At 41.3% G+C, this 13664-nt stretch carries 15 protein-coding genes; 2 read left to right on the forward strand and 13 right to left on the reverse strand.

Annotated elements, in window-relative coordinates; genetic code table 11:
• Positions 1-186: 186 nt before the first annotated feature.
• From FUA48_RS15880 to FUA48_RS15920, 9 genes are all read right to left on the reverse strand, one after another.
• A complete protein-coding gene (locus FUA48_RS15880; RefSeq protein ID WP_147584440.1) occupies positions 187-1029 on the reverse strand; it encodes an aldo/keto reductase in 843 nt (280 codons plus the stop codon).
• A 102-nt stretch (positions 1030-1131) separates the two neighbouring features.
• A complete protein-coding gene (locus FUA48_RS15885) occupies positions 1132-1980 on the reverse strand; it encodes an aldo/keto reductase (RefSeq protein ID WP_147584441.1) in 849 nt (282 codons plus the stop codon).
• A gap of 41 nt (positions 1981-2021) precedes the next feature.
• Positions 2022-2831 carry a putative quinol monooxygenase gene (locus FUA48_RS15890; protein WP_147584442.1) on the reverse strand — a complete coding sequence of 270 codons (810 nt, stop codon included), beginning with the start codon at positions 2829-2831 and terminating at the stop codon, positions 2022-2024.
• Positions 2832-2883: 52 nt separating this feature from the next.
• Positions 2884-3456 carry a TetR/AcrR family transcriptional regulator gene (locus FUA48_RS15895; RefSeq protein WP_147584443.1) on the reverse strand — a complete coding sequence of 191 codons (573 nt, stop codon included), beginning with the start codon at positions 3454-3456 and terminating at the stop codon, positions 2884-2886.
• A gap of 218 nt (positions 3457-3674) precedes the next feature.
• The gene (locus FUA48_RS15900) at positions 3675-4499 is read right to left on the reverse strand and encodes a DUF4249 domain-containing protein (protein WP_147584444.1); all 825 of its coding nucleotides are present in this window, start codon (positions 4497-4499) and stop codon (positions 3675-3677) included.
• 4 nt (positions 4500-4503) lie between these two features.
• Entirely contained in the window at positions 4504-7119 is a 2616-nt protein-coding gene (locus FUA48_RS15905; protein ID WP_147584445.1) for a TonB-dependent receptor, read from the reverse strand.
• A gap of 96 nt (positions 7120-7215) precedes the next feature.
• Positions 7216-8052 (reverse strand): FecR family protein, encoded by an 837-nt coding sequence (locus FUA48_RS15910; protein ID WP_147584446.1) that lies wholly within the window; start codon positions 8050-8052, stop codon positions 7216-7218.
• A 2-nt stretch (positions 8053-8054) separates the two neighbouring features.
• The gene (locus tag FUA48_RS15915) at positions 8055-8264 is read right to left on the reverse strand and encodes a hypothetical protein (RefSeq protein WP_147584447.1); all 210 of its coding nucleotides are present in this window, start codon (positions 8262-8264) and stop codon (positions 8055-8057) included.
• Positions 8265-8309: 45 nt separating this feature from the next.
• Positions 8310-8837, reverse strand: coding sequence for an RNA polymerase sigma factor (locus FUA48_RS15920; RefSeq protein WP_147584448.1), 528 nt, complete (start codon positions 8835-8837; stop codon positions 8310-8312).
• Positions 8838-8948: 111 nt separating this feature from the next.
• On the opposite strand from FUA48_RS15920, the gene FUA48_RS15925 reads away from it, so the two are divergent.
• Both FUA48_RS15925 and FUA48_RS15930 read left to right on the forward strand, forming a co-directional pair.
• Entirely contained in the window at positions 8949-9230 is a 282-nt protein-coding gene (locus tag FUA48_RS15925) for a Crp/Fnr family transcriptional regulator (RefSeq protein WP_262712754.1), read from the forward strand.
• A 117-nt stretch (positions 9231-9347) separates the two neighbouring features.
• The gene (locus tag FUA48_RS15930; RefSeq protein WP_168197001.1) at positions 9348-9572 is read left to right on the forward strand and encodes a GNAT family N-acetyltransferase; all 225 of its coding nucleotides are present in this window, start codon (positions 9348-9350) and stop codon (positions 9570-9572) included.
• A gap of 79 nt (positions 9573-9651) precedes the next feature.
• On the opposite strand, the gene FUA48_RS15935 is transcribed toward FUA48_RS15930, so the two are convergent.
• The 4 genes from FUA48_RS15935 to FUA48_RS15950 form a co-directional block, all read right to left on the reverse strand.
• A complete protein-coding gene (locus FUA48_RS15935; protein ID WP_147584451.1) occupies positions 9652-10608 on the reverse strand; it encodes a hypothetical protein in 957 nt (318 codons plus the stop codon).
• A gap of 145 nt (positions 10609-10753) precedes the next feature.
• Entirely contained in the window at positions 10754-11659 is a 906-nt protein-coding gene (locus FUA48_RS15940) for a helix-turn-helix domain-containing protein (RefSeq protein WP_147584452.1), read from the reverse strand.
• Positions 11660-11676: 17 nt separating this feature from the next.
• Positions 11677-12576: an NAD(P)H-binding protein gene (locus FUA48_RS15945; protein ID WP_147584453.1), complete on the reverse strand. Its 900-nt coding sequence runs from the start codon at positions 12574-12576 to the stop codon at positions 11677-11679.
• Positions 12577-12725: 149 nt separating this feature from the next.
• On the reverse strand, positions 12726-13640 hold the full coding sequence (locus FUA48_RS15950; protein ID WP_147584454.1) for a helix-turn-helix domain-containing protein: 915 nt from the start codon (positions 13638-13640) through the stop codon (positions 12726-12728).
• Positions 13641-13664: the final 24 nt, after the last annotated feature.

The following is a 13664-nucleotide window of genomic DNA, read 5'->3' on the forward strand; positions in this document are numbered from 1 at the left end:
GACTTAAAAAACTCTCAGAGCTGTTGACAGTTTTTCTTTAAAAGCCCTCAGGAGCAATCGCGGGAGATTCAAAAAGTTTATGTCAATAATTCTAACTCAAAAAATGCCAGTATGAAAACCTCAAACCTGACAAGCTATATCTTTTTCATATTTATATAGTTTCCTTTTTAACTATTGGAACTGGCTTTATTTCCTCCCCGCCCAGCGCGCAATAATGGTCGGATCCCTATGGTTAAAGAAGGCACTTTGACGTGTGTCAAGATCAGCTATAGCCTCCATATTCTCCAGGGTGAGTGTAAAATCCCATATATCGTAATTCTCCATAAGCCTTTCCCTGTGCACTGACTTCGGTATCACAGCGATACCTCTTTGAATAAGCCAACGCAATGTAACCTGTGCCACGGATTTATTATACCGCCTGCCGATATCCCAGAGCAGTTCATTAGTAAAAAAATTATTCCGTCCCTCGGCAAAGGAAGCCCAGGATTGTACACGTACCTTCTTATCCTCCAGAAAAAGCTGTTCAGCCTCACGCTGGTAAAAAGGGTGTACCTCTATCTGATTTACTGCAGGGGGAATTGCATTATGGGAAATAAGGTCGATTGCCCGCTCAGGGTAAAAATTACTAACCCCGATAGCTCTGATCTTACCTTCCCTGTATAAATCTTCCAGGGCGCGCCAGGAACCGTAATAATCACCAACTGCCTGATGTACCAGATATAGATCCAGATAGTCCAGCTGCAATTTCTTCATCGAAAGTTCAAAAGCTTTTTTTGTATTGTCATAACCGGTATCACGCACCCATACCTTGGTGGTAATAAAAAGTTCTTCCCTTGGGACACCACTTTTCTTAATGGCACTGCCCACTGCCTGTTCGTTGCCATAGGCCGAGGCGGTATCGATAAGGCGATAGCCCGCTTCAATGGCGGCCAGGACAGTCGCTTCACATACCGAAGGATCTGTAATCTGGTATACCCCCAGTCCCAGCAGGGGCATAGCTACCCCGTTATTGAGTTCTATTGTCTGCATGCTTCACTTATTGTATAGTATTGTTTCCTTCAATGCATAAGGGCAGGGAATGTCCAGCCCTTATACGCTGCTTTGATCCCATCGGGTCCCTTCATCCCCCGATCAGTCATAGCGTAATTCGGTCAGCCACTGTGCCGTTTCGGGATCCCTGTGGTCAAAGAATACGCTTTTGCCGGTATCTAAGGTCGTAATGGCGGCCATATCTTCCCGAGTAAGGGCGAAGTCCCAGATAGCACTGTTTTCAATCATCCTCTCCTCGCGTACCGATTTGGGAATCACGGCGATGCCTTGTTGGACAAGCCATCGTAAGGTAACCTGTGCCACACTTTTGTTATATTTTTTGCCTATGGCAAAAAGTACCTCGTTATTAAAAAGGTCATTCTTTCCTTCTGCAAAGGAGGCCCAGGACTGGGTCACTATATTATTCTTCTGTAATAATTCATGTTCATCCGCCCTTTGATAAAAAGGGTTTACCTCGATCTGGTTGACTGCGGGCACAATTTCATTATGGACCATTAAATCCACAATTCTGTCCGGAAAAAAATTGCTGACCCCTATAGCGCGTATCTTGCCTTCCTTATAAAGCTCCTCCATAGCCCGCCATGAGCCGTAATAGTCCCCCATAGCCTGATGTATCAGGTACAGGTCCAGATACTCCAGCTGCAGTTCTTTCAGCGATCGCTCAAAGGCTTTCTTGGTCTTGTCATAGCCGGCGTCCTGGATCCATAATTTGGTAGTGATAAACAGTTCTTCCCTGGGAACACCGCTTTTTTTAATAGCGTTGCCTACAGCAGCTTCATTGAGGTACAGAGAAGCCGTATCAATAAGACGATAGCCTGCTTTTATAGCTGTTAGTACTGTCTTTTCGCACTCCTCAGTATCCGGTATCTGAAAAACACCCAAACCTAAAAGAGGCATCTCTACACCGTTGTTTAATTTGATTTTCTGCATGTTTACTTTATTTATTATGAATTAATTATTATTCTGATTTTCTACTGACTGTAGTCGGTAGAGATATCCTTTACTGACCAGTGGATTACAGCAGGGTGGCAAACAAAATAGCCTTCCACTGTGGGATTAAACCTTTTCTCCAAATCCTGTGCTGACCCTGACTGCGATTCCCCAATTCCTGTCCATCCCTGAATCAAGACAAATCTTTTAGGGTCATCGGCATACTGATAAATGTTAGCTTCAAGATTCATCTTCAAATCTCTGGATTGAGTAATCAGCTCTTTTACCGCAGCGATAAAGGATTGTCTTTTATAGAGAGGAACCTCATACAAGGTAATACCATAGTGTGAAGTTTTCGGATTATCTGCCCTTGGCGGTACTGTCGCAGGAATTTCGCAGACTTCCCTTAGTGTAATACCCACTGGCTCCCCAACTACTGATTTTTGTATCACCGCTATGGCATCCCTGAAATAAGGTTGCCTCTTGTGGTACTCATGAGCAGCTTTACCGGTAAACCTCTCAAACCAGATGGGTGCAGGTGTTCCCTCTTCCGGAATGTACAAACTAAAGCACAAATTGCCGGGCTCCTCCCGGGAATGTGCTATGTTCTTTTGTACCGCAGCAAGAAATTCGTCCCAGCAATCCCTTTTTATTTCGCCGAAAAAACCTATCTCCTGAAAAGTTTCTGTATTTTGAGTATCTGTCGGCAGATCCTTACCATTCATACTATCTCTTTCTTTTTCCGATTTATTACATTCCATAATCAGTAAAACGGCTGCGCTAGTAAGCAGAAAACCTGCACCCCGCCTGGCTTTCAAAATTAGTTTGTCATACGCTTTTTGTACTTTCATAGTAATTTTTATATTAAACCAATCGTTCCAAAATAAGAGCAAAAAAAAAAATTTACTCCAATACGCCTGTTAAAATTTCTGCAGTTTGTTTTGTCAATTGAGTATCAGAAAACAATATCTGTACGTTATATATTGAGGTAAGCCCGGAGACTAAGAAATGTGCTAGCGCGCGGGGCGACTTATCCGATTTCAGACTGCCATCTTTTTTTGCCGCTGTCAGTAACTTCTCAAAAAGGCTTACCGTTTTTAGTGACTGTGCCGTAAGCATCGAATTAACTTGCCTGTCGACAACAGCCAGTTCGAATACCGAGTTGGTAAACAGACAATTACCTTCCTTCACTGCCGACTGGAAAACCGAGCGGATAATATTCCTTACAGCCTGCAAGGGCTCAGCACTCAGCTCTGAAGCAATACGGTACTGCATGTCCTTATCCCGAATATAATCCTCAAGTGATTTTAAAAATAGATCGTGCTTATTGCCATAGGTAAGATACAGGCTGCTACGGTTAATTTTCATCGCTTCCACCAGATCACTCATGGATGTGGCATTATAACCCTTTTTCCAAAAAAGGTCTCTAGCGGCTCTTAGCTTTTCGTTATAGTCGAATTCTTTGTTCCTTGGCATAACGGTACAAAGATAACATATTAAACCGAACGTTCCAAATAAAAATTTGATTACTATAAAAAGTCTTTTGGAAAAGGTGTCATAAAAAATACTGTCTTCATATCATAATGCCCCCTAACCTTCCTGGATGCGGGAGCATGAAATCATATGTTCATCTTCTAATAAATTCAGGAAAAATTTCAGGAAGTAATGCTAAGCATCTGCCTGAAACAAATCATTTATTCAATAATGTGTACTACTCTGTCAGCTTCACACAACCTGAAATAACCTAAAGCATAATTTTCTGTATCATTCTGATTAACAATATTACCGCGTATATTGGCCGAAGGGGTCGCAAAAGGATTGGAGTCACTGGTATCCAGAATCAGGTTCATATAATTATAGAATTGCTCTGATACCCCGCGAAGGGTAATCGTAACAGGGACACCCGCACTCAGTTTTTCCTCAATCATCTCATTGCGTATCTCGTTCCCGTCAAAAAACTCATCATCGGTAAGTTCATACTCGGGATAGGGTAAAACCTCCGTGTTAAACTCGGTAAGGTAAAAATTGCTTTCACCGGGAGGATCATCATAGTAAAAGGCTAACTCAATATTATCACCCGAAAAATCTTCTACTACCCCCTGTTCCACACTATTTATTGAAGCTACCGGCACAAGGGACTCTGAGGCAGTATAAGTCTGCCCTTCAGCAATAACAGTAAGAGTATAACCAACATTAATTTCCGGCACAAAAGTATGGCAGATATATACTCCTGCCTGTTCAGATTCCTCAAAAACAAATACAGTGCCCTGAGCATTTTCGATATAAACCTGGGCGCCTGACACCTTAGGAGGTGTCGGGTTGTAGTAATCGGTCATACGGCTGATTTTTATAGACTGTGTACTTCCGTCTGAACCTTTTTGCCATAGGATTTCAGCATCAATAACAATCTTGTCCTGTCCGGAAGCCAAGTCAACTTCTATGACATCTTCACAGCCAACAAACGGTAATACAATCAATAATATCAAGTATCTAAGCATATTTATTTTTATGTTTTTCATAAGGCTAAAATTTAAAATTATATGATACACTGGGAATAATGCCAAAGATGGAGAGGCGTGTGGCCTGATTCATACCGGTGTCTTCATTGGTACCAAACTGTATGGAGGCTGCATTTTTACGGGCATACACATTATAGATACTAAATACCCAGTAACTTTGCCACCCTCTTTGTTTATCTGGTTTTGGGGTGTAGGTTGCTGCCAGGTCGAGGTGGTGATAAGCAGGCAATCTGTTTTGGTTTCTCGCAGGGAAATTAGGTACGTGTATATTTCCAAACTCATAGTATCCGTCGGGGAAAGTGACCGGTCTTCCGGACTGTAAGGTAAAATTCGCACTAAATGACCATTTAGGACTCCACTCATAATTCCCTGTAATATTTAGGTTGTGCAACTTATCATAGGGTGATAAATACCACTCCCCATTAGCTATCCCCGGTTCTTCAGGGGTTCTGCCGGAGGTTTTCTGTTCTGCTTTTGACAGCGTGTAAGCTAGCCATCCGGTCAGCCTGCCGGTATTTTTGCGCAATAGGAGCTCAAGTCCATACGACCTTGCCTTACCATTTAGAATCACCCTTTCCATATTATTGTTTCCCAGTATATCAGCACCGTCAATATAATCAACACGATTACGTATTGTCTTGTAAAACACTTCTGTTTCAAGAGAATATTCCTTATTCTTAAAATTTCGGAAATAACCTAGCGCATATTGATCCAGTAACTGCGGCTCTATAAACGGACCGCTGGGGGTCCAGATATTCATTGGCAATGGCGACTGCGTATTGGTAAGGATATGAATATACTGTGCCATACGGTTGTAACTGGCCTTAAGAGAGTTATCGTCACTTAGAATATAAGACAGGGAAGCACGTGGCTCGAAATTTTCAAAGCCGGCAATCTTTTCACCCCTGCCATAAGATACCGATCCCGTAGGTACAGCTTCCTGATAAATATCATACAGTGGGTTATACACAACCGCCTTATTGTCTGCATAAGTACTGATTTCCTCAGCCCCATAGCGATAGAACATACTGTAACGAAAACCATAACGCAGATTTAACTTTTCGGTTATCTTATGTTCGATATCAAGATAAGCCGCGGGCTCTAAGGCATATTTTTTATCTAACTGCTGGAAATTGAAACTGGAATCACCTCCCTCCGGTTTTAGGGTTCCCGGATTGAAATCATAATAGGTAGCCTCCACCCCGTAGTTCAGATTGAATTTTTCCGACAGCCTTTGCTGCCAGTTGTACTTCAGTCCATAGGTCTTGACGGCACTATCCCAGTTAAAATTTTCAGAAGCGATGGAAAGGTTGAATTTATAATCGCTGTAATACAGTGATAATCGTGTATCGATAGCCTCCGAAAGCTTATAATTCCAATATATATTGCCCATTGTATTACCGTAGGTGCTTGCAAACCTGTTTCCAATATCAAAGACATCATTACCAAGATAGCCTGAAAAATGAAGGCTGCTTTTTTTCCCTACTTTGTAATTGAATCTACCGTTAAGATCATAAAAGCTGGCAGAATTGCTATTGTTAGCTAATTTTAAAAAGAGGTGGGCATAAGAGGCCCGCCCTGCCAGCATAAAAGAGCCCAGGTCTTTTTTTACCGGTCCCTCTACCATAAGCCTACTGGATATAAGACCTATCCCCCCATTGACTTTCAGGCTATCACCACGTCCCTGCTGCTGGTGTACATCTAAAACCGAGGATACCCGCCCTCCAAAAGCCGCCGGAATACCTCCCTTGTATAGGTCAAGGCTCTTTACTGCATCGGCATTGAAAACGGAAAAGAAGCCAAACATGTGCGAATCATTATAGATGGGAGCACCATCCAGCAAAACTAAGTTCTGGTCCGCTGCCCCGCCCCTCACGTTAAAACCTGAGGACCCCTCCCCGGCGTTAGTAACACCCGGAAGTGTCATAAGTGATTTTATTGGATCCGGCTCGCCCATAGCAGCAGGTATACGCTTAATCTCCTGCATAGTAAGGCTGTTGATACTCATTTGCGGCTTTCGGATATCTGTAGCCTTATTGTTTTGGGTGATTACTACTTCCTTCAAATTTTGCATGTCCTCTTCCAAAGTAAAATTCGAAGAGGTATTCCCGGATACCCTTAAAGTCCTCTCAATGTTTTTAAACCCCAGGTACTGAACAATAATTGTGTAACTTCCTGAGGGTAGCCGTAATATGTATTTACCATTAACATCAGTACTTACGGCAGCCTGTGTTTCTCTGATATAGATAGTAGCTCCCGGTAAGGGCCCGCCCGAAACATCTGTAATAGTACCGGTTAAAGTATAATTTTGACTACTCTCGTAATTTGAATGCTGCTTTACTGTAATATTATTTCCAATTACAGTAAAATGTAAGGGCAATTGTTTTTCCATACGGGTAAGTAGTTCCTGTACGGTTACGTTTTGTAAACGCAAAGGTTCCTTCAAATAACGCTGGTCGGTATTGATCTGGTCGGTAAAGGCAAACTTATAGTCTGTCTGTGCCTCTATCTGGTTGAATATTTCCTTTAAGGTAGCTGTTTGATCCAAAGAAAGGCTTACCTCCTGTGCAAACAGACTTAGGCTTAATACTAAAAAGCATGATGAAAAAATATGCTTCATAAATTTTTGTACTTTTGAATAAATTAAAATAGTGTAATGCTGTTTTATTGCAGAAAGGATGTTTAGTTTCGCGGCTAGGGCATCCTTTTCTTTTGCTTACCTGAAAGTGATTTGTTTCAGTTCTTCATTTACTGTAGGTGTTAGGTTATACATTTGGCCTATAATGGTAAGGATACCTGAGAGTTCTTCCTTTTTATTTATGCGAAGGGTAATCTCTTGGTTAATATAACCGGCGGGCATTTCCACGCGATATCCGTAATTCTCCTTTATATATTGAATTATTGCACTCATCTTTTCACCGTCAAAATCCCTGAAACGCTCAAATGCCTTCACATTTACGGTGTTGGTATCATAAGTAAATTCTTCACCCGGTGCCAGTATCCATTTGCTGGCATTATTCGCTACACTCATCTGGACTTTACCTTCATAAAGCTGTACGGTAACCGTTCCGGTATCATCTTTAAGGTTAAATGAGGTACCCAGTACCGTGGTGGTGGTTTGCCCGCAGAAAACCCGGAAAGGATGTTTTTTATCTTTTTGTACCCTAAAAAAAGCAGTACCCTTTATTATGATGTCTCGTCTTTGTGAAAAATCATCCCTGTATTCTATCGTGGCATCAGGTTCAAGCTCCACTATCGAGTGATCCGGCAATTCCACCTTTTTCATCATACCTGTCGGATTCCCGATAACCGTATAAGCCATACTGCTGCCGTTGCCAGAGATATCCGTTAAGGTTAACAATGCGGTCAACGATAAACCAATAACAAGGCAGGCAGCAACTAAATACCTTATTTTATTAGCCCGGCGCCTCTTAGCAGGAAATACCTGCCCGGAAAAGTCATTCCAGGAAGCCTCTTTCTTCTCTTTAGGCTGCATTACTGGTTTTTCTTCCCAGACACCCTTTAACTTCTCTTCGATTTCTTTTTTATCCATAATTATAGTTTTTGACAGGAAATACCCTGTTTGATAAATACAGAAAGGGCGACCCCTTCTATTTCCCTGTTGGTTTCAATACTGAAAATATGGCTGGCGTTTTCCAGCTCAAAACGGATCATCCCATCGGATATGACATGCTGCAATACCTTAGCAAGGTATTGTGCCTGTTCTTCAGTCTCGATATTTGTTTTGAAGATTTCAAGCCCCATTAAGGTTGTTATTTACAGATATAACAAACGGGGTAAAAAAAGTTCCTAAGCTGAACCTAATTTTTTTTGAATAAATTTATTTGCCAGGTAAATATGGTTGGCAATAGTCTTTTCAGAGAGACTGGTGATTTCCGCTATTTCCTCATAGGAATAGTTATTAAGCTTATGCAGGGTAAAGATTTTACGCTGCTGCTCAGGAAGCTGCTCCAAAAGCGCATACAGCTGTTTTCTTCTGTATTCCAGTTGCTGAATATCAGTTTCTTCACTTTCTTCCTCTTGCAGGGGCACTAAGGGTTCGAGCGGTATAACTTTGTTTTCTCTGTTAACGTGATTGATAATTATATTCCTGCAGATAACAAAGAGCTGCTTATCAAAAAGTATCTCTTCATTTAATAATTCCCGTTTTTTATAGAGGTGTAGAAAGGTTTCCTGTACAAAATCCTCAGGGGTAAGAAATTTAAATTTAAATTTTTTCGCCACCTGTATCAGTCGGTCATAACTATCCAGATACACTTTCTTAAATGTCTTGGGGTTGCCGCGCTTAAGGTTTTTGATAAGGTCCTTGTTGTTCATAATGTAACTATACATTCTATATAACTCTGTAACGGCAAATATAGTATGCCTGTGCCGTTAGCCTGTTACATATTATCATGAAAATAAATCTCATATCCTAAATTTAGGATTATCTTCCGAACGCCAAAAAATCAATACCTGGTCCAGCAGGGCGATGAGGCAAAATACGAATATTTGATCATGAGCGGTATTTTCACGGTATTCTATCTTGATCAGGACGGAAAAGAGCACATCGTGCAGTTCGCAACCGAAAACTGGCGGATGTCGGACTATATTGCCTATTTTAATCAGAAGCATGCCAATATGTATGTCCTGTGTATGGAGCCAGGAGAGGTGCTGTGCCTTACCTTTGAGGGCAGGGAACAACTGTCGCTGGGCCCGCATAAAATGTAACACTTTTTTAGAATAAAACTTACCAACGGTTATATAGCGCTTCAGCAAAGGAATATCTCTTTACTATACCATAATCCCCAGCAACGTTATGAGGAATTCTTCCGGATGTATCCCGCTATGCTGCAAAAAGGATTACATTCTCAATACCTGTTTGTAAGGCCCGATTTCAGGAAAACGGGTATCGCAACGCAGCTGTTAACGGAAGCTAAAAATTACGTACGCCGTAATAATGGCAAAGGTCTGGCACTTGAAACAGCAAAAGATAACCCTGCACGGGCACTTTATGAGAAAATGGGATGGAAACAGGACCGGGATTATTTACACTACTATTGTACGGTATAAAACAAAGGAAACGACTATTCGTTTCCTTTGTTAGGCAGATTGAGTTCCGCGTAATGGTCTACCTAACATAACCGCACATTTATCTTTTTTCCAAAACATGGATTACTTTATTTTTCGTGTCCCATATGGTAATGTACTGGGATAGGAAAGAATGGTCGAGCGTGAATGTATTTTTTTCATTTATTCCCAAAGGTTTGTGGGCAGGGCTGAACTTTTCCTTGTCCATACCATAAAGATTTACGGTTAAACGGTCATCAATTTTAATATTGTACCAATTATAAATTGTACTTGGTTCATCGTAAAAATTTTCAATATCCCCTTCCTCCTTTAACTTTTCAAATTGCGAATCCTCTATAGTAAAACTGCCTTTTCCACCAGCCGTATCAAAAGTTACCAAAAAATCAACTCCTTTATGGTGTACTTTAATCATGGGGTGATTATCCAGCTTTCTTGTAAAATAAGGTAATGAAGTAATATAATTTTTATTTTTTTTGATGTCTTTCCAGTTTTCTATACCTTCTTCTTGCTTATAAAAGGTGAGCTCACTTCTTAAATAATCAATTTTCATATCATAGCCGTTAAAGTAATCAAAACCTATCTGGCCAATAACTGTAGGGGTTATTCCCTCAAGAAAATCAAAATTATTACCCCTTACTTCCTTTACATCATTATAGAGTGTATCACCAACCACTATCCTATTAATTACAGGATATTCCAGCACCTCATACTTCTGCCCGCTGCCGACAAATCCCGAACCGACCACCTCGGATTCAACCCCTGTCACTTTCTTTGAATGAAGCGAAAACGCCTCCGCATTGCCGGTATCAAACATCCAACGTCCTTTAACGCCATTGATTTCACCTTCAATAAAGGGCCAGTCACGAATCATCACCAACGGCACTTTTATAACATCTCCCACCAAATAAATACGCTTATCTTGTATTATTTTTGAATTTTCTTCTAATCCATTTTTCTGAGCATTAACGCTGAAAGAGGTTAGTATGCTAAGTAAAAATACTAACTGTATTTTCTTCATTTTTCTTATTTTTATTGGTAATAACGATACAAAGAACCTTTAATTGTACGAATTCAATCTTACTTCCCAGATAGTTTTAAAGGTGGCTCATTACCCCCTTTCGCCTCAGCAGGATACTGTTTATTGTAATGAACTCTCATGGGAACTACTTAAAACCTGCCCTAAACTCGAGCGGGCTTTGATTGGTTTTGCTCTTAAAGATCTTACTAAAGCTCTGCGTGTGCTCGTAACCAAGTTCATAAGCTATCTCACTAACTGAGAGTTCGGTAGTGGATAATCGCTCTTTTGCTTTCTCAATCAGCCGGTCATGAATGTGCTGTTGCGTACTCTGTCCGGTTTGCGCTTTCAGGAGACCATTTAAATAGTTAGGGGATAAATTCAGGGACTGGGCAATAAATTTAACGGTAGGCAATCCCTTCTCTGCTGCTGCATCACCATCGTAATAGGCATTTAATAGTTCTTCTAGACGCTCCAGTATCTGGGAATTTGCGATTTGACGTGTAATAAACTGGCGTTGGTAAAAGCGTTTAGCATAGTTTAGAAGGGTTTCTATCTGTGTAATTATAATACTCTGGCTAAACTTATCAATATTATTTCTGTATTCCTGTTCGATATTCCTGAGAATCGAAGTAATGGTGAGTTCTTCCTTCTCTGAGAGAAATAAAGCTTCGTTAACCGAATAGCCAAAATAGTCATATCTTCTGATTGTTTTTGCCAGCGGAAAATTCCATAGAAAATCGGGATGGACAAGCAACATCCATCCCGTATGTGTTAGTTCACCATCTGCCTGAACAGAAAACAACTGACCCGGTGCTATAAAAAGCATTGCTCCCTCATCAAAATCATAATCCTGCTGCCCGTATTTCATTCTACAGTTAACATTATTTTTTAAGGCAATAGCATAATAGTCTTGTAATATAGCCTTAGGTTCATCATCCCTGATATAGGGTATCGACTCAAAATTAATCACGCTTATAAGAGGATGCTCCGGTTTGGGCAGGCCCCTGAACTGATGATAATCACTGATTGTTTTAAAACGATACGGTTGCATAATGCTTTCTTATTTACTTATAGCTGACTGTAAGCATGTGCAAAATCTTTTGCAAAATCTGCCATTTTAACGCTACCCATTACCGCCGGCCTGTTACGATCGTAATCTTCATACAGTAGGCCACTATGAATAGCAGCATACATTTCAGCCATTTTCATCGCAATTTGAGGGTTCATTCCTACACCCACCAGCCCTTGTGTCATTTGCTCATCAGTAAGCTCCTGCCATTGCAGTTCCTCATCCCCTACAGCCTTACCTAGAATGCCAATCAGTTCCTTATAGGTAATTTCTTCACTGGCCACATAACGGACTTTTCTGCCAGGTACCGCCAGGGAGATCTCTTCAGCAATAACACCTGCGATGTCTCTGGGTGAAACCCATGCATTTACCACGTCCTTGCCTATATTCATTGCAATATATCCATTATTTTTTGCCGAATGGGCATGTGGCAGCAGATTGTAATAAAATTCGGTCGGACGGATATGGGTAATGGCTACCTCCGGCGGTAACCGGTTTAACAGCTGCTCTACCTGATAGGTGCCCTCAAGGATACCGTTGCCTTTTTCCAGATGGGCGCCAATGGAGCTGAGGTTAATGACCCGTTTTACCCCTGACTGCCTGATAGCCTGTAGATAACTGTTTGCCAACCTACGGTAATAACTAATTAAATCAAGACTATGGTCAAAGTAATTGGCCGGCGGAACCATGGTATATACGACATCGGCATCCTTAAAAGTGGCTTCAAGAAAACCTGTATCCTGTAGCGAACCTATCGCAGCCATTGCCCCGAGGCTTTCTATATCTTTCTGTCTCGCTGCCCTGCTGCTAACCACAACTACAACGTGTCCTTTTTGTACCAACTTCTCTGTAAGTGGCCTGCTAATGTTCCCCAAGGAACCTGTTACGATAATTTTCATTTCTTTGATTTTTGTTTATAGCAAAGTTCTCTAAAAGGAAAGATGATAATGTAGCCAAATCAACGCATGATGTAGCCAATTAATACTACAGGCCTAAAACAATAAAAACCGTTCGCATTTTGCTGTTATGACGGAAATGAAGGAGTATTTTAATGGAATGCTTTACGGAATTCTGTCGGGGATTGTCGGGTCTTCTGCCTGAACAGCTTACTGAAGGACTGCGGATACTCAAAACCCAGCTCGTAGGCTAGTTCACTCACTGATATAGCAGTAGTACTGAGTCGCTCTTTGGCATGAGCAACTATTTTCTCCTGAATATGCTGCTGGGTAGTCTGCCGGGTATGAGTACGTAGAAGAGTACCCAGATAGTTTGGAGAAATATTCAGTTCTTCTGCCACCGCATTTACCGTAGGGATACCTCGCTCCAGGCCTTCTTTCCTGTCAAAATAACGACTGAGGATATGTTCAAACATTTCCAGCAGATCATATCCGGACTTTTTTCGGGTAATAAACTGGCGCTCATAGAACCGTTCTGCATAAATTAAAAGCCTTTCTACCTGGTTTACTATAAGGTCCTGGCTGAATTTGTCAATCGGCGACTGATACTCACGCTCCATGCTTAGCAAGATATGTTCAATCGCTTTTTCTTCCGTCTCGGAAAGGAAAAGGGCTTCGTTAGCTGCATACCCGAAGAAATCATAAGACTTTATTTTCTTTGCCAGCGACGTGTTCCATAAAAAATCCGGATGAATCAAAAGTAGCCAGCCGTTGGGTTCCACGCTCACCTTTTGATTGACTTCAAGCCTCAAGAACTGAAGCGGCGAGATGAAACTGAGCAGTCCCTTATTAAAGTCGTATACCTGCTGCCCATAGTTAAATTTAGCAGTTACATTTCGCTTTAGCCCTATTGAATAAAAATTCTGGATCCAACTGATATAGTTCTCTTCAAAAGGATAGTGCACCTTGCTGTAATCGATAAGACTGATAAGCGGATGCTCGGGCTCAGGAAGATTACACAAGGCATGAAATTCTGCCACCGAGTTCAAACGGAATATCTTGTCCATACTGCTAAATTACTCAATTGTATT

It is taken from the genome of Flavobacterium alkalisoli, from assembly GCF_008000935.1.
GTDB classification, from domain to species: Bacteria; Bacteroidota; Bacteroidia; order Flavobacteriales; family Flavobacteriaceae; genus Flavobacterium; species Flavobacterium alkalisoli.